The sequence below is a fragment of the Parabacteroides johnsonii DSM 18315 genome (genome assembly GCF_025151045.1).
Classification (GTDB): Bacteria; Bacteroidota; Bacteroidia; order Bacteroidales; family Tannerellaceae; genus Parabacteroides; species Parabacteroides johnsonii.
In genome coordinates this window covers 4,474,573-4,500,345 of record NZ_CP102285.1, presented here as the reverse complement: position 1 = coordinate 4,500,345, position 25,773 = coordinate 4,474,573, and the positions used below count along the sequence as shown (strand labels likewise).

The following is a 25,773-nucleotide window of genomic DNA, read 5'->3' as shown; positions in this document are numbered from 1 at the left end:
CCTCTCCCGGTTATCAAATCCGCCGATCAGAAATGAAACCGCACTCCGGCATCAATGTGCAAACGAAAGATTCCGGTATGCTCCTCATCTCCATACTCCGCAGAATCTTGCTTCGGTAAAGAGCCTCCGATATATCCAAGGTTAGCTCCGATCCCGACGTGGTCAGACAAATAATATTCCGCCCCGAACAAGAAATCATACCCCACACCCGAAAGAGAAGCGCTCGTGCCTTTCGCTGATTCCCGATACTTGAAATAACCGATACCGAATTTTTCTTCAATCCCCCAACGACCTACTTTTTGTTTCATCACAAACTGAGGCGCCACGTATGCAAGTCCCACTTTCACATCCACATTCGAATACGTAAAGGATGACTTATAGCCCGAATACATCAACCCGGCACCAAAGCCACTCCTTGCCACCCAATCATAACCTAATTGCCAATCCATACCGTTTTTAGGATTACCCGACGTACCCGAGGGAAGATAAAATTTGCTGATTATAAAAGCATAACCTACATTAACATAGAAAGTACTATGCTGAAAATCACTTTTAACCACACCGGTAGTATTTTTATCACCAACCGAAGCAGACAAATCAGAAGCTATCCCTGTTTCCCAATTTACCGTATCTCCGATCCAAAGCATATCGCCTGCAATCTGATGACAGCTGCTACCCAGTAACGATGGCTTCCGATGATCCGTCAATGCCAAAACATTCCCGCCATTCTTCGCCGTCTCCAATTTTGCCAATGCCACTACTTGTTCATAATTACATTTGGTGGATGCCCCACCGTCCACGACTTGTACACTCCCGATCCGCTCTGCCGTTTCCGGCACAACTTGTCCTACCCCATATAGGCGCACGTCATCCGCTACTATCCGGGAAGGATATTTCTTTTCTATATGCGTCAACACTTTAGGAGCGCAACTGCCTAAAAGGATAGGCAGGAGCAGAAATAAAATCAACTTTTTCATTCTTAATTATATCTTTAATTAATCTAATATTATTTATGACATAGGCTTCACGAATTGCAACATATATTTTCCTACAAAACCAACGCCTATACCGTTCTCCCATATAGCTGCATATCTTTCAGCTTCTTTAAATAGAACAAATAGTACATATAATACATCTACAATCATTTCTAGTCTAATATAACTGTAATATAGGTCTTATCAAAACAGGAACTATTACAAGTAAAGACACGCACAAAAAAGTAAATACAATTGCAAAACAAATCGATAAAAACATACTGTTCCTAAAAAGAGGTTTTTTATGTTCTACTATATACTGTCCTTTACCTGATCTATAATAAATTACATACATTATTAGAATTATCAATGGGAAAAAAGCCATCATAATCCAAAAATTTACCATTTTTGAAAACAGAACTACCCATATCAAGTTCAATCCTCCTATTGCTACACAAAAGAAAAGAAAACTAATTCCCCATATCGTCCTAACATGTGGCTCCGTATCTTTCAGCTTCTTTAAATAGAACAAATAGTACATATAATATAATACATCAATCATGGCCGATAGTTTTTATAAAATTCATCATTCGCCAAACACCATTCGGGACATAGGTTCAACAAGCTGATACATATATTTCCCAATGAAAGCTGATGAAAGAAACATGGCTACAGTTATCACAAAAAAGAGTATTGCCCAAATAACCGAAAGACAAAAACTACCGTAAATAAGAGGTTTCTTCTCTTCAACAACAAATTTTCCTCTTCCTTTTTTTGAATAAATCCAATAAAATAGCAGCACTCCTAAAAAGAATATCATAAGTGCAAATTCCAAAGAGATTGAATACAAAAAGAAAAAAAGCAAAAATAAATCAATAGCACAGAATACCCAATAAGAGAAGAAAATACCTAAGAGCCAAATTGTTCTTGCATGCGGTTCTTCGTCTTTCAATTTCTTTAGGTAGAACAGATAGTACATATAATATAATACATCAATCATGGCCGATAGTTTTTATAAAATTCATTCCAATATATTTTATTTGTTTCAGAAGGAGGTCCAATTAAATTCTCCATTCGATTATACCAAAAGCGATATTTTAATTGTTGATACCATGTCTGGTAGGTTGTTTGTCTTCCCATTTCCCAACCAACGCCCCAAGCAGCTCCATAAACGCCACCTACTGTTGAATAAATATTCGAAAATTCCTCTATTAGAAATTGTTGAGACGAACTATTTCCTCGACGCCAATCAAGATAGGTATTCACTCCATTATAAATCCCCAAAACATTTCCTCCCCACGTTATCTTTTTAGCCATTTGTTTTGCAAATTTATTTTTTCCTCCAGTGTATTGATTTCCACCCCAACTTTGACTTCTCACTTTGAAATCTTTTCCCATCCATGTTCCAAAATGTTTACTATAATAGACCTCCGACGTACCAGACAAAGTTGTAGATAAAACGACCATAGGATCCAATGATGAACCTTGAGAATGAGTATGATAATTATAATAATAAGATTGCGCATTAGCAATTGCTTTATCCACCGATACTTCTGCATTGCCGGAATGTCCATATTGGCCTCCACCTCCGGCAGCAGTCGTCCATTCAAAATTAAACCGCCAATCAGTTCCTTGACCCAATGCAGCAACAGATGTACCAGCGCTTACCCAGGGAGTTCCGATTGAACCGGCAATACTCATACTGCCAGGATAAACAATCCCATATGCACCATAATAACCAACCAATGCACCAAATCCAAGTCCTAAATAGGTAGTAATAGAACTATAATTCCAACGGAACGGATTTAGCTCTCCGTGATTTGTCGCAACTCCTCCAATATAAGCACCAATGACCAATCCTAATACCAATAAAGGATTTTCACCATCAGCATCTACGTACACCAACGGATTATTCATCGCATAACTAAAACGATTATAGCTTTGTGTGAAATCCGGAACTTGCACATAAGGATCCGGGCTAAGGAAACGTCCTACTGCCGGATCATACAGCCGAGCATTCATATTCACCAAACCAAACATTGTCAAATGTTCATGCCCCGTATAACCACGCCCTAAAAGAAGTTCCGGTTCCATATTTGGCAGATAAGCAACCAATGTATTCGGATTACGCAACCGTCCCCAAGCATCATAACCCACTTCCTGCAGCAAAGTGCCGTTACTATCTGTCATCTGGGTTATACTACCTAAATAATCACGACAAATATAATACAAGTTCCAACTACCATTCTTTTTTATTAGCACAGCAGGAGCGGAATAAGCATCACCTCCCATATAAAGCCGTTCCGTGTCTCCCTCCGGAGTGTGATCGGCTTCATAACTCCCGTTTAAGTAATAACGGAGAATTTCAGTTTTATTATTCCGGGTAATATTCATTTTTACTCTTTCTCCAGATCCGTTATAAGAAAATAATGCCGTATAATTACTTTCGATAATGGACGCCGGTCGCTCAAAAGAGGTATAAGTCACTTGCTGACTACGAGGAGGAACAGCATCTCCTATTAATCCGAGTCCTGTCACAGCATACGGTTTACTGGCATTATCATAAGAAAACACACCGACATCACTCTTTGAAGCCAAATTGCCATTCGCCAAATAGGAATATACATTTTCAGCATCAACAGAAGGTGTAGCCACCAACGATGTTGCCATATAGACCTGGGTCAACCGATTCAGATTATCATAACGGAATTGTTCAAACTTATTATATTTGTTATCACCGCGAGCCTTCAAGTTGCCCGTAACGGGATCAAACAACATTCCGAAATCCTGAATAACAGCTCCCGAAGAATTAACAGATTTTCGGTTAGTCGGGAATCCATAATCATCATAAGAATAAGTTCGATTCAAAGAACCTGTCGATACTGCTGTCGGATGCCCGAAAGCATCTTCAGAAAGCAATTTCCAAATAGAATGTTGTCCATCTTGCATTATTTCAACCAAAGTCCCATTTTGATAAATATAATTCTCGGTAATAGCATTACCTCCAGAAGAAAAACTATAAACTTTCGACTCTGGCAAACCTGTTGTAGAAGAATAGTTGTAGCTGCATTGGAACCAACAACCATCTACTTCCTCGCGATTACTGGACAACCTCCCCAATGCATCACGTACATAAGACTTGGATACTCCATTATCAGAACTTTCACTTTCAAGACTTCCATACTTATCATACATATAAGTTTCTTGTGAAATTTGTTCCTGACCTGAATTTATATAGCTCGTTTTACTTGATACCTGATTATTGGTATTATACTCATATACTGTTTTATCAGCCAACTTGCACCACTTCGTACAGTCTGTTTTGCTACTGACGTAGATAACCCGAGAATCCATTTTTCCTCTGTTATAACATTCTTAAAAACAGAAGTCGTTGTTTCACTCAAACCATTTCCATAATCCCTCACAACTGTCTTCGGATTTCCATATTCCAGATTTGAAACAGTTTCCATCATAACCGTACCTTTCAAGTGATCAGTTGCAGTTTGTTTACGAATATAAGTTTTTTCATGGGAAACACACTGCGAAGTTGCACTTCTAAGTTGAATATTCTATGGGTAATGAAGTCCTCTTTTACGACAACGACGACCGTCTTCATCGCGAAAAAGTCCTTTTTTATCAGAAAAATGCAGGATTTACAGTAACCTATAAAGGATGTAAGACACTGTTAAATAAACAAGATTATACAATAAGTATACCCGAGTAAACTTTATTATACAAATTCCATTCTTCTTTACACCTACAATTTTAAAATCAGCAACAATATCCCAAACCAAATACACTAAAAAAACAACAATATCCCCCCTAAAACGACAATATCGCATAAACACCTCATTATCATCAATATGCAAAAATACTAGTTTGTTAAAAAATATTACCTCTGCGGGTAATTTGAATCAGATGGGGTAGAAAATCGAATTAAATGCAGTAGTAGTTTCGATTTGAACCAATAGCTTTTTAAGAAAGATGACAATAAGGGAAGAAGGAAAGAAATAGCATACCAGATCTATCATCATACCACACAAAAGGATTTTGCTTAATTTTTGATTTTTTCAAATAAACCTTTTTGTTTGATAGCAGTCAAATAAATCGTTTTGTAAAATGTAAAAGACAGATTTGGAAGATGATGACAAAAAAGATGAGCTTACTTTTAACCGGTATGCTTTTGTGTTTGGCTCCGGATATGAAAGGGAATGAAACGGACGGAAGGATTAAAGGTATTGTAATGGACGGTGAATTAGGGGGACCACTCGAATTTGTAACCGTCCAGGTTAAGGCAAAAGGTTCGGACAAAATATTGCAGGGAGCCGTTACCGGAAGCGACGGAAACTACAGTATCGGAGGATTGAAAAAAGGGGAATATGTAGTTACTTTTTCCTATATAGGCTACGCGGATATTTCTAAAAATATCACAATCAGCAACAATTCTCAAACTCTTAATCTCGGAGAACTCACCCTGGAAGAAGATGCCAATCAATTGGGAGAAGTGGAGATCGTAGCCAAAAAGCCCCAAATGAGATTCGAGCTCGATAGAAAAGTTTTCGACGCAACACAAGATATCGCATCCGAAGGGGGATCGGCCAGTGATTTGCTTGCCAATATCCCATCCGTGGAAGTCGATAACGAAGGATCTGTTTCATTGCGTGGAAATTCCAGCGTAACAGTCTGGATCAACGGAAAAGCATCGGGACTGACAGCAGACAACCAGGCCGACATTCTGGAAATGATGCCGGCAGAAGATATCAAACAAGTGGAAGTCATTACCAATCCCTCTGCTAAATATAGCCCGGAGGGAACAGCCGGGATTATCAACATTATTTTAAAGGATGACCGGAAACCCGGTTACTACGGCAGCGTAAAAGCCGGAGCCGATACGGACGGAGGTTATCAGGCAAGTGGAAACATTAACTACAGCAGTAGCAAAGTGGATGCGTATGCCAATCTGAGCTATCGGAACCGGGAAATGAAAGGCGGTGGAATCACTAGTCGTGAAAATACCACCGACAACAGTTTTCTCGACCAGACCAACAGATCCAAACGACAACACAACAACTGGTTCGGACGTATCGGGGCAACCTGGCACATCACCAAAAGCGACGACCTGGCATTCAACATGACCGGCATGACCGGAGGGGGTGACAACAACGAATCGATCCATTATATTTCGACAGACAAGCAAAAGAATACGGTCTACACCAGCGACCGTACGACAGACGGAAACTCGGATATGAAAATGTATAACCTGGAATTGAATTATTTGCATAAGTTCTCGGAAAACAGCAACATAGACTTGACCGTCAGCAATAATCAGTGGAGGAACGACGGACTGAGCATTTACGAACAATCAACCCGGTATACGGACACCGGCTTAACCGACAAACAGGAATATCAGACTCAGGAAAACAACATCAGAAACAAAAACTGGGAAGTTCAAGCCGACTACACAAACAAAATATCCGATGCAAGCCGGATCGAGGCGGGTTATAAAGGGACATTCCAAAGAGAATCCAGCCCTGTGGATACCTATTCCGGAACAACTGCTACCGACATCGAACAGGATCAGGCACTTTACAACCGTTTTCTATATAACCAGGATGTGCACGCCCTATACATGACTTACGGGGGCAAGTGGAACAATCTGAGCTACCAAGCCGGCCTGCGTGGGGAATATTGGCGTGTGGATACCCGCTCGCTGGACTTCGACCAGGAATTTAACGGAAAGCCGTCGGAAACTTTCGAAAAAGACTATTTCAAGTTGTTCCCAAGTGCCTTTATCTCCTATGCCCTCCCTAAAAACAATGAAATACAAGTGAACTATACCCGTCGCTTGCGTCGTCCTTGGGGTGGACAGTTAAATTCATTCCGCAATATTTCCGATGCTTCCAACATTTCTTTCGGTAACCCGGAATTGACACCTGAATATTCCCATTCTTTCGAATTGAATTATATCAAGACCTGGGAATCCGGCCATACCTTATCATTGTCCGGCTACTATCGCTCGACAGATGACGTGATCCAGCGCATTCGTTTCTTGAACACGGCAGACAATGTAATGTACACGACCAGCGAAAACGTAGCCCGCCAGCAAAATAGCGGTCTGGAAATCGTTGGAAAAAACAATCTATTCAGTATCCTTAGCCTGACAACGACTGTAAACCTCTACTACTCCAAATTGGACGGTTTCAGTTACCTGCCCGAAGGAGCGGAAGCGCCTGTCACCGGCGAGGAGGACGAAAGTTTCAACTGGAACGTACGCATGATTGCCAACGTCAGTCTTCCTTGGGGCATTTCTCTACAGGGTACAGGCAATTACAACTCCAAACGCTTGATGGCACAAGGATACCGCGAACCGAACTACTCCGTCGACCTTGGGTTGCGCAAGTCTTTCTTAAAAGACAAATTGACGTTAAGTATTAATGCACGTGATTTGCTGGATTCCCGCAGATTCCGCACTGTTACATCCGGAGACGGTTTCTGGCAGGATTCTGAGAACTGGCGCGGTGGCAGAAGAGTTGGTTTTACCCTGACTTATAACTTTGGGAATATGAACAAGAAGAAAGACAAAAGTAAAAGTCGAAATGAGGAACCGGACATGTACGAAATGGACTAAATAAAAAAGAAGGGATAAGTCCTCGCCGCACTTACCCCTTCTTCCACATTTCCTCTTATCTTTCAAAACAAGCGTCGAAGGCATGTGCCGACGGTTGGAAATCCACCTGTTTGACAAAAGCGCAAGACTCGCGTGCTCCATGTTCGCGATCCATACCGCTATCTTCCCACTCAACCGAGAGAGGGCCTTGGTAACCGGCATCGTTCAAAGCACGGATAATTTCTTCAAACCTGATTTTTCCGCGCCCTAAACTACGGAAATTCCAGAAACGACGGGCATCGCCAAAAGTAGAATGGCCACCGAACACGCCGATCTGTTTCGGGGTATCACTCCAATACACATCTTTCATGTGAACATGGAAAATGCGGTCCGCAAATTGGTTGATGAAATCTACATAATCCACTCCCTGGTATCCCAAATGGCTCGGATCGTAGTTAAAGCCGAAAGCCGGATGATAATCGATCGCTTCAAGGGCTTTACGGGTGGAATAAGTATCGAATGCGATCTCTGTCGGATGCACTTCAAGAGCAAAGCGGACGCCTAATTTTTGATATTCGTCTAAAATCGGGATAAAACGTCGGGCAAAATCAGCATACCCTTCATTCACCATCTCATCGGTAACGGGAGGAAAGGAATAGAGCCATTGCCAGATCGAACTTCCCGTAAAACCGGCTACAGTATCGATTCCCAGCATTTTGGCAGCATGAGCTGCCTGGATCATATTTTCGGCTGCCCGCCTATGGACTCCTTCCGGATCGCCATCCCCCCAGATATAATCAGGCAATACAGATTTATGCCGCTGATCAATATTATCGCATATCGCCTGACCGATCAGATGATTCGAAATACAAAACAACTTCAAATCGTATTTATCGAGTGTCGCTTTGATATTCCGATAATATTCCGGATCTGTCCGCCGAACATCCAAATGAGAAGGTAAGCCTAATTCAACACCGTCAAAACCAAATGATTTTGCTTTTTCACAAACTACTTCCAGCGGTAAGTCTCCCCACTGCATCGTACATAATGTTACAGGACGTGCCATGTTTTTCGTTCTTTTTTAAGGTTAATACATTGTGTCTGTTCGACAAATATAAAATATCTTTTTAAATTCGTCTACAAATATTTTTTATTTCTGAATATTTATCTTTCCTTTGCGACATCATAAACGACTAAAAAACTTAGCTATGAGAAAGAATGTTTTTTATATACTTGCTTATGCATTTTGTTTGGCAGGCTGCAACGATGCTCCTTCTTTTGAAGAAGAAGGAGTTCCCCAGATAAAAGTATCTCAGATCATGTTCAACATCCAAATGGAAAAAGAGGTCATCTCTTTTCCCCAAACAAAGAGCATGCCTGATAATACGATTCCGGAACCTTTCGCCCCCTCAAAAGCTGAAGGCGATCCGGAATTAAACGAGTTATGTTCAACGATCGAGTATGTCGTATTTAAAGAGGAAAACGGGGTATCGGTTTTCTCCAAACATAAACAATTCGTATATGACCCTTCCGATTTGGATGCCGATTTCGGTTGCATTTACGACAGCTTGCCACAAGGTAACTATACATTCTATTTCATCGCTCACAATTCACCTATGGCAACTCTATCAGAATCCATTTTCTCTTTCGATGAAATATCCGATACGTTCTACAAAGGACTGCCTTTAGAAATCGGAGTTGCAGAAGAAATCAACGAAAGTATTGTTTTGGATCGCATCGTCAGCCGTATCGAATTTATGGCTACAGATCCCATAACAGAAGCAATCAAGCAATTCGATATGGAGATAGAGGGTAGAGCCATACAATTCGATATCACAGACGGGGGCGGGATTAAAGCGGCAGAAAAAGAAACTGTCACTCATATCTTTACAAGCGAAGAGGTTGGGATTTCCAATAAGATACATTCTTTTTACACTTTTGTCCCATCCCTTGAAAAACCGATCACGGCTCGCCTTTCGGCCATCTCCCTAAACGACGAAGCCATCCGGGAGCGACAAGTCAAAAACATCATCCCCGAAAAGAATAAAATCATCCGTTACAAAGGCCGCCTATACAGTCGTTCCGAATCCGACGATACATTTCAGATCAGCATCTACAATAACGGGAAATGGGAAGAAACAACCGATGTAGAATTACCTGATTACGAGTAGAATATTTGTTTCGTCATAGTTCATAGCATAACAGTTTTAGTTTAATGGTTAATTTTTTCGGAAAGCCCGTACTTGGGAAAGCACGGGCTTTCCACAATTTCCCTAACTAATCAATCAGTTTCACCTTCTGGCTCTGTGTTTTAGCATTCCAAGAACTAAGAACCAACTTCATAGAACTTACCACCTGGCTTTCTCTCAGTTCAAAACCGATCTCGATACTTTTCGTTTCACCAGGAGCCAACCAGAAAAAATTATCATTCGCATAAAAAGAACGGGAAACACCTTCTATATTCAAATTGGTCATAAAAGATGGCAGCCTCCCTTTGTTCGCCACTGCTATATGTATCCTTCCTTTATTCCCATCCTTTTTCATCAATTTTACTTCTTTAAACTCAACAGAAGTTTTATGTTTAGCCACGGTCGGCTTTAACCAGGGACCACTGTTCAAAGTCGGCCAATCGACAGGTTCAGAGACAAACTTCTGATAATAAGCTTCATCTTCCATTAATTTGATGGTGCGAGGCCAATATTCAGCATGAGAAATCACTTTTCCATGCTCATCAGTCAAAGAAACAATTGCAAAAAAGTACTTTTCTTTATATGTTTGAGGGATCGCATATATCCCCATATCTTCTTTTAAAACCGATGTACCTTCCGGAACATTAACATTTTCCGAGACTTGCCAAACTTCTCTAAAAGAATCATCCAATATTTTCACCTGTACCACTCCTTTAAAACCTGGCCGGTCCACCCCATTTAAAACATTTACAGAAATCGGGAAAGCTTCTCCAGGTGCCCACAGTAGACGTTTGATGTCTAACAAAACATGAGTCGGTTCGTATGTCCTTTTTAAAAAATAATAAGTAGCCGAAGGCTGTCCCATACCATCGACCAAATTAATTGCAGCAACTACCGGCCAAGGACGTTTATAGACCCAAGGCATCAGCCCTGTTGTAACTGGATAATTACTTTGAACACCTTCTGACATAACCTGATAAAATTCACCTGCACCAATCTGAGTCGCTTCTGCAATTGTTTCCAACGCCGGTTTAGCCATATTATCAATATGAGAAGCACGACTTAACATACGAGGTACACGAGAAGGATTATATTCAGCAAAATGTTCTACAAATTCAGGATGCTCCAACACAAAGTTCTTATCGTACATCCCTCCTAAATCGACCAACTCACCCGGAGAAACCACTTGTTTTATATTTGCAGGATCCGTTATACAATGTACCCCAGTCTCAGCCACATAGGGTATCAACTCAAAACCTTTATACCATGCGGGATCAAAATCCGGATAAGAATGCATGGAACCAGCATCCGGAGAAGTACGCAGAAAACATCTTGTCGGATCAAAAATAGCCAGATTACGCTCCAAAATACCCATAGAAGCTGCATTTCCATAAGAATACGGATTAAATTCGTTTCCACCGCACCAAACGGCCAAAGAGGGTTGATTTCTCAACCGGAAAATATTTTGGCAAACCTGCGCTTCCCAAACTTCCTGTGGCCATTCGGGTGTATCAAAATTGGCAATATTAAAATCCTGCCAAACCATTATACCATATTTATTACATGCATCATAAAAAGCATCACTCTCCAACAATCCGCTGCCCCAAATCCGAAACATCTGAATTCCCATATTCCGTGCCATTCTTACAGCCCAATCATACTTCTCCGCTGTCAAATCGTAAAGAGCATCAACAGGCATCCAGTTGACACCTTTCACAAAAAACTTTTTCCCGTTTACAACGAACTGCCAGTCTTGCCATCTGTCACTTGTCCGAATACCGGCACTCCGAACCTGTTCTATTGTCCGGATACCAAAATCAAACTGAATGCAGTCGACCAACTGATCATTTACTTTTAATGTCATTTTTGCCTGATAGTAATCCGAGTTACCTAAACCATTCGGATACCACAATTTAGGATTATCGATAACAAAATGCTCTTCCATCCAGCATCTCCCTTCAATCACCTCCGGCGAAAATTCTTTTGAAAATACGGTCTGACCTTTATCTATCAAATCGAGTACTACTGTCACCTTCTCTTTTACCCGTTTATTCTGTGGGGCACTTGACGGCTTTCCATAATTTGATATCTGACAATTATTCCAAGGATGCAACTGATAGTCCAATGTATTTTTCCCAGCAAACAGTTCAACACTAAAGCCTATTGTTGCTTGATTATTTTCTATCTTTTCAGTAAAAAGGAAAGGACGTTCCAAATGGTATTTAGGAACGAATTCCAGACGAACGTTTCTCCATAAGCCCAAATTGAAAAAAGGTTCCATCGCACTTCCTCCCATCAGGAACCAACCTTTTACGATATTTCCCGGTCGATTCGGATTAAAAGACGTTTTCCCATAATTGGCAGATATGACTTCTACTATTAATTCATTATCCCCTCCATAATTTAAATTTTCACTTACATCTATGACTGGCCCCCCGAATATACCTCGATGCTTACCTAGTTCTATACCATTTAACCAGACCTTCGCAAAATAGTCAATACCATCAAAATTCAGTATGCAAGAGTAACCGCTCCGTTTTTGAGGAATTGTAAAATGCTTTTTATAATACCAAACTCTCTGTTCCAACTTTTCATGCTCCCTGGCATTCAAATGTTTATAAGGATCTCCCAATATGCCCGCTTTATAATTAGCCATTTGGACAGAAGTCGGATATGCCACCGTAAACCAGCTATTCTCCCGAAGCTTTGCTAAGTTTTTTATAGGAGATTCTTCCGAACTCAACTCCCAATCCTGTGATAAATCGATATGTTGCTCTGCCTGCCTCGGATAAATATAATATGGAGACTCCAAATCTTTTACCTGCGCTTTCATAATAGAAGCACAACACAAACAACACCATATTAAAAGATATCTATACTTAAAAATGCTCTTTCTTACCATACTTCTTTCATTTAGTTATTAGAATAGATTCCACATAAAATCAGTGATTTTGACGATTAAAACGCAGTACAATCGAGCGTTTGAAAGTAATCTCCAGAGTATCGTCCACCACATGAGTAACTTTTCTCATATCGCTCCAGGGATCATATTGTTCAACATTCGAAACTTTACTACCTAAAAATTCTAGTGGCAGTTTCACCGTTCTGCTACCTGGCAATACATTCCCAATCAATTCAGTATGCCAATTGCTTAAGACATCCCGACACCAAACTAAAGTATGCGTATTACCTTTCAAACAATAAAAGCGAACTTGATCATGCATAAAAAAATCAGGCTGATACTGCTCTGTTATCGGATTTACATTTTCCGTTGCATGACTAAAACGTCCGAAATGCCACCATAAATTATTCTTTTCTATATAATACTGCCAGTGCCAACTTTGACCGGGAGCTGCAGCACCTGAAAAAAAAGGGGCAAAGATCAAATCATGTAACAGAATGCCTAACGTATCCGATTCATATAACTTGGATGGCCCGGAATGATGTGCCTCAACCGCACCCACTTCGGAGAGTATAACAGGTTTATCAACAACCATATTACGCAATAAAATGACAGCCTGGCTTGCCAAAGAATCCATTGGGGCCCGACAAATATCCCAAACAGCCCCTGGATCCAAATAGCGATGAACCTGGGCTATCTCATTATCCGAAATAGAAGAAAAATCCATATACCACTCCTGGTATTTTTCATTATCAAAACTTCCCAAGCTTTGCATAACCAAATGATGCGGAAAATAAGATTTAACAACAGGTAGCATCTCTCTTGTCCATTCTAGCTCCCCTGCTATTCCTTCGGAAAAACTTACAGAATTGATTTCATTCCATAATTCCCACCCCATAACTGTTGGATTGTCCGCATATCTGGAAGCAAAAAAGGCAACCCTATCTAAATATAAATCTTTCCCCTGCTGCGTTTTGAAAAAATCAGTCATATCATTCAAAGGACCTTGGTTGTCAAAAGAATATATAGGTTTATCAAAAGCCACTGATGAAGAAAACGGGGCAGAATATCCTGTTAGTTTCCTAAAATTTTCCAAACAAAATTTGATTTTGATCCCATATTTTGTCGCCAACTCCAACAGTTTGTCTATTCGCTTTGCCCTATTTTCATCAAACTCTCCAGCTTTTTTATGCTCGACCTCAAAAAATGGAGCACTCAACCAAATACGTGTGTAATTTCCTCCATTTTCCGAAAGATTGCGAAAACGCTGTTCATAAAGCTGTAAAACCTTTGTTTCATCCGTTTCAAAACGTTCCCAACAAATATTGAGGCCCACAGGTATAAAAGGGGTACCATCCGAATATTCCAAATAACAAGGATTTACCTTACTCACCCGTATAAAGTTCTGATCACGCTCTTTACCACAAGAGAAAAAAGAGTAAAGAATCATCATATATAATATATTCCGTACCATACCGACTGATTCTTAAAAGTAACCACCTTTTGCTGTAATTTCCTGAACACTGTCTCCGTTTTGTACCCAAGAGAAAATCTTCTTCTCATTTTCACGTATCTCCTCCGAGCGTAAAAGCACTTCATAAGCTATTTCCCTTGGTACAACTAAAACTCCATCGATATCTCCAAGTATTATATCACCCGGCTTAATCGTTACATCTCCGATTTTAATTGGAATCTGATAGTGAGTAATCAAACAGCGCCCCAAGCTACCATTCGATATACGATATTCGTAAAACACAGGAAAATCAGCATTCAAAATCTGATGTGTATCCCGTATTCCCCCATCTATACAAGCGGCTTTCAGTTTCTTCCCTTTAGCAGTTGCCGTCATTACACCTCCCCACAAAGTAGCTTTATCATCCCGACTTGTATCCCAGACAACAAAATGGTCTTCCTGCATCTCATCCAGCATCTGGGTTCGATATTCCATCTCACCCTTTATCTTTACGTTTGGTGCACTTTTGACAGTAAAGGCAAAACCGGCAACAGAATGATATTCGCGTAAAGGTTTAATCCTACCGGGTAAGGCTTGCTCCAAAAGGCAAAATTCACGCATCACATCGTTTACGGCCCCTGTATACAACTGCTCGTATCGAAATAATAATTCTTTATCCTCTATAGGAAACTTTTTCGAAGATATTCCTTCACGATCCTGAATCAATTTTTCTAGATTCATCATTCCGATTTCTTTCTTATACTGATCTACGCTCATAACTCTGTTATTTTTAATTAATCACTCTGGTAAACTCATTCCACCATCTACCAATATATCCGCACCGGAAATATAGCGTCCGGCCTCACTACACAAAAGCAATGCCATAGAAGCCAGATCATCCGGTTCTCCAATATACCTTAATGGAATATTCTTCTCTATTTTTGTTTTGAAAACTTCATTTGACAAAACTTCCTCATTACGAATCGTTCCGATCACCCCGGGAGCCAGATTGTTTATCGTTATTCCTTTATTTCCCAATTGCCAAGCGAGATTTTTCACCATATTCAGTTGAGCAGCTTTTGAAGCTGCATAAACAATCATTTGTTTACTCGGTCTATTCTGCTGAACAGAACCTAACGTAACAATTCTTCCCCAACCTTTCGATTCCATATAAGGCACACAACATTGTATCAACTCCAGTGAAGCTCTTACATTCACATTCATTTGAGTATTAAACTCATATAGAGTCACATCTTCCCACTTCCTACGAATCTGAATAGAAGCATTCAAAACTAAGATATCGACTTCAATTCCCAGTTTTTGCCGCAACAGTTGAAAGTCAGAAGTCAGCGTGTCTGATAATAAGTCATATTCCCATAGCCACGCTTTTCCTCCCATCTTCAGCACATCCTGTAAAGTCGTTTCCGCCAATTGGCGATTGCTCCGGTAATTGATCACAACATTCGCCCCATGTTCAGCCAAAGCTAAAGCGATGGAGCGGCCAATTCCTTGGCCAGCTCCTGTAATCAATGCAGTTTTTCCCGTTATTTCAAACAAATGCTTCACTCCCATAACGATTTTTTATTAAATACCACCTACTATCGGATACCAATTTGGTTTATACGGATCTTGATGAAAACGAGCGTAATAGTCCCCCATTTTCTCGTAATACCGCTCATATTTTTCCATCTTTTCTTCGTCCAAGGCTACTCCTAAACCCGGTCCTTCCGGCACTTTTATAGCACCATTAACATACTGCAGTTTTCCACCCTGGATAATATCATCTTCCAAATAATGATAATGGGCATCTCCCGGCATAGTCATTTGGGGGATGGTAGATGCTGTATGTAACATAGCTGCCAATTCGATACCGAATTCAGCCCCGGAATGCATAGCTACACCCAAATTAAACGTACGACAAACCGCAGTCAAATCTTTTACCCCCCGCGGGCCTTCCCAATAATGTAAATCCGTCAATATAATGTCTATTGATTGCATATGGATAGAAGGGCCCAAATCATCAAATTTATTCGGATACATATTAGTTGCCAAAGGAATACGAACCTGTTCCCTGACTGCCTTCATACCTTCTATTCCCCAAGAGGGATCTTCATAATATTGTAGTTCCAGCTCTTCCATCCTATGACCGGCCTTTACGGCTGTCGCAACACTCCATACTCCATTAGGATCGATCCGCAAACCAAAATCATCTCCTAACTTCTGCCGACATAATTGTAACACTTTCACTTCTTCCATCGGATCCATGACACCGGCTTTCAGTTTCATTGCCGTAACACCCAACTCATCGTTCAACTGTACGCAAAAATCGGCCATATCCTCCGCACAGGTATCATGCCCACCACCCGGACGGTCATAGCGCCAAAACAAATAAGCGATCATTGGAATTGAATCGCGTAATTTACCCCCAAGAAGCTGGTGCATCGGAATATTAAATGCTTTCCCCATAATGTCCAAACAGGCAATCTCTATTGCACCATACAAACGAGAATTGGAAATATAATAAATACTTCTTAGAACTTTCATCTTGATAGTCTCCAAGTCCATCGGATTCATTCCGATAATGCGCGGTTTCAGCTTAAGAAGAGCCGCTCTTGAATCTCCGCCACCAACTTCACCTAGCCCGACAATCCCTTCATCCGTGATAAGTTCCAAGATTGTTCTCAACAAATAACCCGGATGTACTCCCGTGTTATGCCGCAACATACAATTCATAGGAATTGCAACGCAACGGACTTTCATGTCTACGATTTTCATTTCTTTATACTTATTTTAAGTGATACTCTACGACTTGTTCCTTTCCTGACTTATCCATATAAGTAATATGATATCGACCTCGAAATCCTCGAAATTTTATATCACCATTTTTACCAACTTTTACGATTGTATTAGTTTTCCATTCATGATTGATCAAATTATCAAGTGCATAAAATGATTGTTTGGGATCCATGTTTCTGGTAAACAATCCAGAAACAGACGGTTCTCCCGGTGCGCCACAATCATCAACCACATTCCACCACGTAATACCCATCATGTTTTTAACACTGAACCACAGGCGATACAAGTTCTGTGCAATTACAGCCTGTATTTTCTGTCCACGGTCATCATTACCTGGGGATGTTATCGTGATCTCGCTTAAATGAATCGGCAATCCGGTTTCCGAAATCCGGTTCATGATAGTCCAGATCTGATTCGGTGTCTGGATTTCTTTTCCGGCAGCAATATCCAAACATTGTTGCGGGTTGAACAAATGCATTTGGGAACCGGCAATATTTATTTTCGCTCCTCTTTCCATCAAGTCTTTTACCTGCTCCGGATATTCCGGACCAGTCCAATAATCATTAATATTCAAAAGAACATTATCCGAAAATACCTGATTGGCAGTTTTGAAAGCTTCAAATGTATAATCCCCAGGCATTACCCCATAATTACTTTTACAGAGTCCGGAACCCGGAACCATTACCCCTTTGGCAAAATCTTGTGCACTCTCATTGACAACATCCCAACTACTGACACGGTCCCCATAATATTTAGCGATCTCCACAATCCGTTTTTCAAATAACTCCTTTAACTTTTTCGTCAAATTAGGAAATTTCGTTTCTAATTGAGCTACAGTCATATTTTTGTATTCATCCGTGTATTTCTCGCTATCCAAGTAATTATCCAGATTGCCGTACTCCACAATCAATTTATCCATTTCCTTTTTCTCCTCAGGTGTCATCATCTGACCTATAATCCAGTTAGGATTATGCCATTTACGATTTCCCCAGATCAACGGATGCCCATGTACGGGGACCCCCTTACTGAGACAGAAATCTATAATCTGATCGGGAGAAGGACGGCGCCAATGCGGCTGCAGCTTCGGGTCTGTCTGGCGATTCCAATATTCTTCCGTATCCCAGTATTCTTCACGAAAACGAGGGCGATTTGGTTGCATTTCCAGGGTTTTCCAATAAAATGCGACAGTCGCACGATTAAATAATGTCCCGAACACGTCTTTATATTTCTGGTTACATGCAGGAGTGCCTAATTGATTATAGTTAAAGATATGGGCACCGAATACAAAATCATGCGAAATCTGCTCAATCTTCACTTCTGATCCAGCCGCAACATCCTGTAAACAAACGATAGCATTTGCTTTTCTATTTTGCTCGATGTCCTTATCGATCTTAGCCTGTACCTTTGGATTCCAGATATTCCAATAGGCTTCACTCATGATTTTTTCTTTGTCCTCTTTCGCACTTTTGGGAAAACTATTCTGTGCAAACAGATTAAAACAACAAAAAACTAAACTGATTATTAATGTTATCTTTTTCATATCCAATTATGATTTTAACTATTTAATTTCAAATTCCTGAACTTCCATCTTACCTTTTTTATTTATCCAAGTAGCACGGTAATGTCCCTTAAAACCTCTGAAACAAACCACCCCCTGTGCATTCGATGTGATGGTCAGTGAAGTTTTCCATTCCCGGTTTATCAATCTGTCCAATGTTTCATAGACAGGCTTCTTTTTCATTTTTTTATCATAAAGTCCTGAATAAGATGGCTCTCCCGGAGCACCACCTCCATCCACGACATTCCACCAAGTAATACCCGTAATATTAGGACAACTGAACCAGAAACGATATAAATTTTCAGCTATGACAGCCTGGATTGCACTTCCTATATTCGTTGAATCGGGAGCACAAACCGTTACTTCACTCACATGTACAGGACGTCCTACTTCATTTAGACAATCAACGACTTCCATGAGCTTAGCCGGTGTAAGGATATCATCCCCCTCAGCTATTTTCTGAGCCTCGACTGGATTAAAAATATGCATCTGAGCCCCAACATTATCTATACGGATCCCCCGATCTATCATATTTCGAGCAATTTCTACATACCGTCTTGTATAAGGAATACCACTTTTAAAATCAATATCATTAATATTAAAAATGACAGATTCTGGGAAATATTTCATGGCCCACTTATACGACTTATAAGTATAATCATCCGGCATTATTCCACGATTTGCCTGATCAACCGGTTCATTGACAACATCCCACATCATAATTCTATCCTTATAGCGCGATGCCAATTCCTGAATATGTTTTTCAAAATAAAATTCCATCTCTTTGCGGTCTGACGACATCCAGTCCGGATGTCCCCAACGGCGCATACCATAAATAATAGCATGGCCTTTTGCCATTATCTTGTTCGATTCGCAAAACTCAAGGATAGGATCGACGGGAGGACGACGGAAAATATAAGAAGATCCCACCGTATAACGTGGCTTTCCTTGCTCAGGTTCCAGCGTTTTCCAATAAAAAGGCAAGGTCGCAGAATTAAACAAAGCACCAAAAGTATTTTCATACTGTTTATTTTGTTGCATAGTCTCAAGCTGACCGAACAAAAAGATATTACCTCCAAAAATAAACGAATGGCTCAACTGCTCAATCTTCACAGTGACTCCAGAGGGAATATTTAATTTGGCATCACCTTTTCGGTATTGCTCTATATTTTTATCTATGCTTGCCCGGACATCCGAATTCCATATTTTCCAATAAGCCTCGCTCATGACATCCTCATAATCTTGCGCCTGTAAGCAAAAAGTAGAGAAAAGCAATCCAAATAATAATATTACTGTTTTCATATTTTATAATTTTATAGACACTTTACTAACTATCTGTCTCTTCATAAAACTCTTTCAAGAAAAAGAATTTGATCGCCACAAAAACAGCTAAAGCACCTAATAAGTAAAATATTGACAAAAATGATATACCAAAAGACAAACCATAATCAGTCTTCAGATATCCTAATAGTAAGGGAGCTAGAGCCCCAACAATAAAAGCGAAAGCAGTCATAACCCCTACCGAAGAAGCTCTTAAATCTGGAGCTATCACATCAAACAAGGCTGCATACAGGTTTGAATCGTAAATTCCCCTGAAAAAACCAAACAAAGCCAACATAACATAACTCACATATAAATTCGAGGTATATCCCATGAAAAATATAAACGGAGCACCGAGCAACAATCCGACCAGTTCCGTTTCCAGACGGACAGTTTTACGCTTTTGAGCATATTTATCTGATAATTTTCCACCTATTAAAACCCCAAACAATGCGGCTGCAAAATGAAAAAACATAGAGGTAAACCCAGCCGTCGAAAGAGATAAATGATACTTTTCATGATAGAATGTAGACATCCAAGTCACATAACCAATATTCACAAAACACATCCCTCCAAAAGCTAGACAAAGCATCCAGACCGTTTTCTTTTTAAATATTTCTTTAATAACATATCCGATCGAATATCTTTCTTCTTCTTTCACTTCCTGCGGAGTATCTTCCATTCTGAAAAACAAATAAATACACAGCAACAAACCTCCTAATCCAAAAGTAAAAAAGGACATCCGCCAACCGAAATGCTCACCAATATAGGCCGCAATAAACCCACTGGCCACAATCCCCACATACAAAGATGTCTGATGTATGGACATGGCCATAGCCCTCGTCTTATGATGATACTGACTGATCAAAGAGGTGGCTGCCGGATAATAGAAAGCTTCTCCTCCCCCGGTCGTAATACCACGTAAAACGATCAAAGAAATCACCCCCCCACTAAATCCAGTACATAATGTTCCGATACTGAAAATCAGGATACTAATAAGAATAATCCATTTTCTTTTCAGAAAATCACCCATATATCCACCGAAGGGAACCAAACAGCCATATACAATCGTAAATACAGAAGCGACAAGCCCCAATTGTACATCTGTCAAATGCAGGTCCTCTTTTATCAAAGGAATCACCACATTAAAAATCTGCCGGTCACCCTGGTTAAGGAAATAGGCAATCCATAACATAATAATCAACTCCCACTTATAGGTGATACGTAGTCGTTTCATTTTACGAATAGTTTATCGAAGGTGTGGCCCTAACCACACCTTCATATTTTTAATTAATACCCCGGATTTTGATCTTTTGACGGATCAAGGGCCTCGTTATAATTAAACTCTGTTTGCGGGATTGGGAACAACAGATGTTTCTCTTGTATATCAAGACCTTTAACCCTCTTAATCTGCTCTTTTACAATACCTAAACGAATCAGATCAAACCAACGTTTTCCTTCATTAAATTGTTCATACATCCGTTCTTTCAATATTAATTCTAAAAACTTTTCTGAAGTAGAGTAATCTTTTAATTCAAAATCAACTTCAGATGAAGTCATAGGATCATAACCATAAGCACGACGATGAACCATATTTATCTTTTCCATTGCATCCTCCGTAGGGGAACCAGTAACTCTCATTGCCATTTCTGCATACAATAGTAAAATATCCGGATAACGAATTAATGGATAGTCACATGCAGCCCCAGAAGCCCCGGGAGCATTTGCATCATGATATTTTGTTAATAAATAGGTATTATCCCCCATGCCAAAATCAAATAATAATAAATTATAATCCTTCCGATAATCTTTCACATCCCAATCTGTTATCAATTGATTTTCCGTAGTAGTATAAACACCATACCATCCTCCAGAACCATGCATTACATTTCCATCAATCATTGCTCCCGGATGGGCACAAAACATCGCATATTCATTGCCTTGGCCGTTTTCTCGATACTCCTTTATATAAAATATCTCTTCTGTAGATGAAACAACTTCTGGTCCAAATATATTATTAAAATCTGCAGCAGAAGACACCGTGACTAAAGAATATTGTCCACTATTAATAACTTCTTCCAAAAGTTGTTTCGACTCTTCATATCTATCTAATGTTGCATATACTTCTCCTAAAAGGCTCTTTGCACTATTCACAGAGGGCGTTCCTGCCAAACGGGGTGTCTGAGGCGCATTATTTACAGCAAAGCGAAGATCCGACTCTATAAGTTCATATATTACATCTTTAGAGCTCTTTCCTATATTATATTCACTCATATTTTCTTCTATATGAAGAGGGATATCCCCAAAATATCGTACTAAATAAAAATAAGAAAGCCCTCTTATAAACCGTAATTCCCCTATATAGCTATTTATTTTATCCTCCGACATTTGGCTTGCTTGTGGTAAACGCTCCAAAGCCACATTGCAATTTCTAATAGCAGTATATAATTTTGTCCATATATTTGCAGTACGTGTTTGATTAGTATTATCTAATCCCACATAATCACTATTAGAAGCCCAACTACCCCGACCATAAGCATAATCTGCAAAACATTCACACAAAGCAGTCCCAAAATAATCTAAACCACCATAACCCTTTAAATTAGCAAGCGGTGCAGCAACCGCAGCTGCAGCTTCACTTTCCGTATTATAAAACGTTTCTGCTGCAACAGACTTCGGCTCTTCTTCCAACCAATCAGAACAAGAAACTACCGATAATAATATAATGAATAAATAAATGTACTTTTTCATATTTTCTCTTCTTTATTAGATACTCTAAAATTGAACTTTAGCCCCAAATGTAATAGTCTTCACATTGGGATAAGTCAGATAATCAAGTCCGGCATTTGTATCTCCACCCCAAGAGTTCACTTCAGGGTCCATACCTGAATAACCTGTAATAGTAAATAGATTCTGAGCGCTTACATATATTTTTAACGCACTTAACCAGTTTTTCACTTTCCACTTTTTCACAGGTAAATTATAACCTAACATAATATTTTTCAAACGGAGATAAGAGCCATCTTCTACAAAACGATCTGAATGCTTAATATTATGATTTGCTGCAGGTCGCGGATACTTTGCCATTAAGTTTTGTTCTGCTGTATTTGTTGAACTCCAATGGCTATTAAATACGTCACGCCTTAAATTAAGTCCCATGCCCATATCATAATTTGCAGTTTCTGCCACATTATAAACATCGTTGCCTTGGCTACCATACAAAAAGAAAGAAAATTCAAAATCTTTAAATGTTAAACTGGAATTGATCCCATATGTAAAATCAGGATGTGGGCTACCTGCGATATATTTATCACTATTATCATATACCCCATTCCCATCTTTATCTTCATAGGTCATATTTCCATTTTCATCAAAACCTGTATCATGATATACATAATAGACACCTAAAGGTTCTCCCTCACGCAATAAAGTCACAAAATCTTCAACATAAGATAGACCCACAGTTGAACCATAAATATCCTGTCCTCCATATAACTCTTTGATCTGATTTTTATTCAATCCTAAATTTGCAGATAAAGTCCATGAAAATTCTTTTTGTTGAAAAACATCTCCTTCTACCAACAATTCAAAACCACGATTTCCCATCTTTCCTACATTCTTTACAGTTGTCGTATAACCTGAAGATGTTGGCAAAGAAACATTATTCAACAAATCACGTGTTGTTTTATCATAATAGTCAGCATTGATTCTCAAACGAGATTTAAATAATGACAGATCAAGACCTATATTCCATTGAGATGTAGTTTCCCATTTCAATTCTGACGGCAAGGTTGAACTTGGTGCATAAGATGTAACAAGCCCACTCCCCAATGCTGCTTTACCTTGCGACAACATATTTAACGTTGAATAAGGATCAATAGCAGTTGACCCAGTTTCTCCGTATCCTAAACGTAATTTTAAATCAGACAACCAAGAAATATCCTTTAGAAAAGCCTCATCTGATATTCTCCACGCTAATGCTGCTGCAGGAAAATAGCCCCATTTATTTCCTTCACTATAGCGAGATGAACCATCGGCCCTGAAGCTAACCGTAGCCATATAACGGCCTTTATATGAATAATTAGCTCTAGCCAAATATGACATTAATACCCATTTGGTATAGCCGGAAGAAGGCGTTCCAAAATTAGCTGCAGCTCCAAGGCCCCATGCTTCTGGTGCATCACTTATAAAATCAGTTCCACTTGCACCAAAAGATGTTCCCAAATACTGTTGATAAGTAAAACCTCCCATAAAATTCAAATTATGATCATCATGGATCGTCAGATCATAATTCGCAATATTTTCGTTCACAATTGTCGTTTGCTGATTAGAAGACAAAGAAGCACTTGAAGCTCCATATAAATAACGGGAGCTATTATAGTTATTAGATGTATAATTCAACGTTTCAACACCTATTGTAGCTTTCAAAGACAGCCCTTTTATTGGTTTATATTCAAGAAATCCATTTACATTCACCAAGTCTGCCTTAGTTTTAGAAGATGTTTCATTAATAAGATTTAATGGATTAAATAGAGCATTAGACATAAACGGGTAAGCCAATTGCAAATTGTTATAAGAGCCATCTTCATTATAAGGGTATAAGGTCGGAGGAGCAGAAATTGATGCTCCAATTAAAGATCCTCCTCTATTTCCACCACCACTACTTTTCATACTTTTATTTGTTCTTGTATACGACAAATTAGCTCCAACATTAAATTTATCGCTAATTTTGTGATCTACATTACTTCTCACATTATACTTATCATAGCCACTATTTTCGATAATACCATCACGCAAAAACAAAGAACCACTCACATAGAATTAGGTTTTGTCATTGCCACCTGCAATCGACAAACTATGAGTTTGTAAAGGTGCATCTTTATAAACCAAATCTTGCCAATCCGTACCTTTTCCTGCAAGAGCAATCTTATCAGCCGTAAAAAACTCTTTTCCTACATTATTCAACTGTTGTTCATTATAAAACATCATATATTCCGTCGCATCCATCATCTCTAGTTTTTTGATTTGGGACTGAATACCATAACTACCATCATAGGTTACAGTTGTTTTTCCCTTTTTTCCTGATTTTGTAGTAATCAAAACAACCCCGTTAGAGCCTCTAGACCCATAAATAGCAGTAGCTGAAGCATCTTTTAGTACTTCCAAAGATTCTATATCATCAGGATTAACACTGGACATATTCGCGGGGAACCCATCAATAATGTAGAGAGGATCATTACTTCCTTTAATCGAATTTGCACCACGGATACGAATCGTAAAATTCCCTTCTGGAGAACCAGTATTCGATGTAACTTGAACGCCCGGAGCTCTACCTTGTAATGCTTGAACCGGATTAGGAACTGCATAGGCCGTCAAATCTTCGCTCTTTACAGAGCTTAGAGAGCCTGTCAAATCACTCTTTTTCATCGTACCATATCCTATTACCACAACTTCTTCCAGAGCTTCCATATCTTCAGACAAAGAAATATCAAGAACTGACTTACCTTTTACTGATATTTCTTGGGTAACATAACCGATATAAGAAAAAATCAACGAAGAAGATTCGGGAACAGACAAAGAGTAATTTCCATTCAAATCCGAAATAGTACCAGATTCAGATGAACCTTTCAAAACTACATTCACCCCAACCAAAGGTTCTCCCGTTTTAGCATCTGTAATTCTCCCTTTTACAACATGCTGAGCAAAAACCGAGACACTGCCAAAGAATAGCAACATCCATAATAAAAGACTCTGCCGATTTTTCATAAGACATGAATTAAGTTTAACTTGATATTTATTATTGTAAAAATAAATTTTACAATGCAATATTAGTTACAACTATATAAAACACAAAATATTTTTTGCTCAAAATCAGCATTTATGCTCTTAAACATACAAACACACTGCTATTTAAAACAAAAAGCTAAATATATTCGCAACATCATAATTCAACAAATTCAAAATATAGTTTTAT

The 25,773-nt window shown here is 39.4% G+C and carries 15 protein-coding genes and 1 pseudogene; 2 read left to right on the top strand and 14 right to left on the bottom strand.

All coding sequences use genetic code 11. The annotated features are described in order from the left end of the window. Positions 1 to 26: 26 nt before the first annotated feature. From NQ564_RS18260 to NQ564_RS18250, 3 genes are all read right to left on the bottom strand, one after another. Positions 27 to 977: an outer membrane beta-barrel protein gene (locus tag NQ564_RS18260; RefSeq protein WP_008152755.1), complete on the bottom strand. Its 951-nt coding sequence runs from the start codon at positions 975 to 977 to the stop codon at positions 27 to 29. Between the two features lie 583 nt (positions 978 to 1,560). After that, positions 1,561 to 1,974 (bottom strand): hypothetical protein, encoded by a 414-nt coding sequence (locus NQ564_RS18255; protein ID WP_008152761.1) that lies wholly within the window; start codon positions 1,972 to 1,974, stop codon positions 1,561 to 1,563. Next, a complete protein-coding gene (locus NQ564_RS18250) occupies positions 1,971 to 4,271 on the bottom strand; it encodes an RHS repeat-associated core domain-containing protein (protein WP_227963189.1) in 2,301 nt (766 codons plus the stop codon). The genes NQ564_RS18255 and NQ564_RS18250 overlap by 4 nt, the downstream gene beginning before the upstream one ends. A gap of 844 nt (positions 4,272 to 5,115) precedes the next feature. Between NQ564_RS18250 and NQ564_RS18245 the strand changes: the two genes are divergently transcribed. Further along, on the top strand, positions 5,116 to 7,602 hold the full coding sequence (locus NQ564_RS18245; RefSeq protein WP_008152769.1) for an outer membrane beta-barrel family protein: 2,487 nt from the start codon (positions 5,116 to 5,118) through the stop codon (positions 7,600 to 7,602). Between the two features lie 55 nt (positions 7,603 to 7,657). On the opposite strand, the gene NQ564_RS18240 is transcribed toward NQ564_RS18245, so the two are convergent. Then, on the bottom strand, positions 7,658 to 8,647 hold the full coding sequence (locus tag NQ564_RS18240) for a sugar phosphate isomerase/epimerase family protein (RefSeq protein ID WP_008154233.1): 990 nt from the start codon (positions 8,645 to 8,647) through the stop codon (positions 7,658 to 7,660). Positions 8,648 to 8,789: 142 nt separating this feature from the next. Between NQ564_RS18240 and NQ564_RS18235 the strand changes: the two genes are divergently transcribed. Beyond that, positions 8,790 to 9,752, top strand: a complete 963-nt coding sequence (locus tag NQ564_RS18235; RefSeq protein ID WP_008152773.1) for a hypothetical protein — start codon at positions 8,790 to 8,792, stop codon at positions 9,750 to 9,752. A gap of 106 nt (positions 9,753 to 9,858) precedes the next feature. Here the strand turns inward: NQ564_RS18235 and NQ564_RS18230 are convergent, their stop codons facing one another. The 10 genes and pseudogenes from NQ564_RS18230 to NQ564_RS18185 all read right to left on the bottom strand — a co-directional run bounded on the left by NQ564_RS18230 (position 9,859) and on the right by NQ564_RS18185 (position 25,535). After that, on the bottom strand, positions 9,859 to 12,672 hold the full coding sequence (locus tag NQ564_RS18230; RefSeq protein WP_021862903.1) for a glycoside hydrolase family 2 protein: 2,814 nt from the start codon (positions 12,670 to 12,672) through the stop codon (positions 9,859 to 9,861). Positions 12,673 to 12,712: 40 nt separating this feature from the next. After that, positions 12,713 to 14,146, bottom strand: a complete 1,434-nt coding sequence (locus NQ564_RS18225) for a cellulase family glycosylhydrolase (RefSeq protein ID WP_021862904.1) — start codon at positions 14,144 to 14,146, stop codon at positions 12,713 to 12,715. Between the two features lie 12 nt (positions 14,147 to 14,158). Beyond that, positions 14,159 to 14,902: an RraA family protein gene (locus NQ564_RS18220; protein WP_008152777.1), complete on the bottom strand. Its 744-nt coding sequence runs from the start codon at positions 14,900 to 14,902 to the stop codon at positions 14,159 to 14,161. A gap of 21 nt (positions 14,903 to 14,923) precedes the next feature. Continuing rightward, positions 14,924 to 15,697 carry an SDR family NAD(P)-dependent oxidoreductase gene (locus NQ564_RS18215; protein WP_008152778.1) on the bottom strand — a complete coding sequence of 258 codons (774 nt, stop codon included), beginning with the start codon at positions 15,695 to 15,697 and terminating at the stop codon, positions 14,924 to 14,926. Positions 15,698 to 15,709: 12 nt separating this feature from the next. Then, positions 15,710 to 16,900, bottom strand: a complete 1,191-nt coding sequence (locus NQ564_RS18210) for an enolase C-terminal domain-like protein (protein WP_008152779.1) — start codon at positions 16,898 to 16,900, stop codon at positions 15,710 to 15,712. Positions 16,901 to 16,910: 10 nt separating this feature from the next. After that, positions 16,911 to 18,461, bottom strand: a complete 1,551-nt coding sequence (locus NQ564_RS18205; protein ID WP_008152780.1) for an endo-1,4-beta-xylanase — start codon at positions 18,459 to 18,461, stop codon at positions 16,911 to 16,913. Between the two features lie 18 nt (positions 18,462 to 18,479). Continuing rightward, the gene (locus tag NQ564_RS18200; protein ID WP_008152782.1) at positions 18,480 to 19,781 is read right to left on the bottom strand and encodes an endo-1,4-beta-xylanase; all 1,302 of its coding nucleotides are present in this window, start codon (positions 19,779 to 19,781) and stop codon (positions 18,480 to 18,482) included. A 25-nt stretch (positions 19,782 to 19,806) separates the two neighbouring features. After that, the gene (locus NQ564_RS18195) at positions 19,807 to 21,036 is read right to left on the bottom strand and encodes an MFS transporter (protein WP_008152784.1); all 1,230 of its coding nucleotides are present in this window, start codon (positions 21,034 to 21,036) and stop codon (positions 19,807 to 19,809) included. Between the two features lie 53 nt (positions 21,037 to 21,089). Continuing rightward, positions 21,090 to 22,550: a RagB/SusD family nutrient uptake outer membrane protein gene (locus NQ564_RS18190; protein ID WP_008152786.1), complete on the bottom strand. Its 1,461-nt coding sequence runs from the start codon at positions 22,548 to 22,550 to the stop codon at positions 21,090 to 21,092. A gap of 24 nt (positions 22,551 to 22,574) precedes the next feature. After that, positions 22,575 to 25,535 (bottom strand): annotated as a pseudogene (locus NQ564_RS18185) (SusC/RagA family TonB-linked outer membrane protein). Between the last annotated feature and the right edge of the window lie 238 nt (positions 25,536 to 25,773).

Bases quoted from the DNA above. Each gene is read 5' to 3' on its own strand.
- NQ564_RS18210 (WP_008152779.1), bottom strand. From the start codon at position 16,900: ATGAAAATCGTAGACATGAAAGTCCGTTGCGTTGCAATTCCTATGAAT.
- NQ564_RS18220 (WP_008152777.1), bottom strand. From the start codon at position 14,902: ATGAGCGTAGATCAGTATAAGAAAGAAATCGGAATGATGAATCTAGAA.
- NQ564_RS18190 (WP_008152786.1), bottom strand. From the start codon at position 22,550: ATGAAAAAGTACATTTATTTATTCATTATATTATTATCGGTAGTTTCT.
- NQ564_RS18205 (WP_008152780.1), bottom strand. From the start codon at position 18,461: ATGAAAAAGATAACATTAATAATCAGTTTAGTTTTTTGTTGTTTTAAT.
- NQ564_RS18195 (WP_008152784.1), bottom strand. From the start codon at position 21,036: ATGAAACGACTACGTATCACCTATAAGTGGGAGTTGATTATTATGTTA.
- NQ564_RS18215 (WP_008152778.1), bottom strand. From the start codon at position 15,697: ATGGGAGTGAAGCATTTGTTTGAAATAACGGGAAAAACTGCATTGATT.
- NQ564_RS18260 (WP_008152755.1), bottom strand. From the start codon at position 977: ATGAAAAAGTTGATTTTATTTCTGCTCCTGCCTATCCTTTTAGGCAGT.
- NQ564_RS18255 (WP_008152761.1), bottom strand. From the start codon at position 1,974: ATGATTGATGTATTATATTATATGTACTATCTGTTCTACCTAAAGAAA.
- NQ564_RS18225 (WP_021862904.1), bottom strand. From the start codon at position 14,146: ATGGTACGGAATATATTATATATGATGATTCTTTACTCTTTTTTCTCT.
- NQ564_RS18245 (WP_008152769.1), top strand. From the start codon at position 5,116: ATGATGACAAAAAAGATGAGCTTACTTTTAACCGGTATGCTTTTGTGT.
- NQ564_RS18235 (WP_008152773.1), top strand. From the start codon at position 8,790: ATGAGAAAGAATGTTTTTTATATACTTGCTTATGCATTTTGTTTGGCA.
- NQ564_RS18240 (WP_008154233.1), bottom strand. From the start codon at position 8,647: ATGGCACGTCCTGTAACATTATGTACGATGCAGTGGGGAGACTTACCG.
- NQ564_RS18230 (WP_021862903.1), bottom strand. From the start codon at position 12,672: ATGGTAAGAAAGAGCATTTTTAAGTATAGATATCTTTTAATATGGTGT.
- NQ564_RS18200 (WP_008152782.1), bottom strand. From the start codon at position 19,781: ATGAAAACAGTAATATTATTATTTGGATTGCTTTTCTCTACTTTTTGC.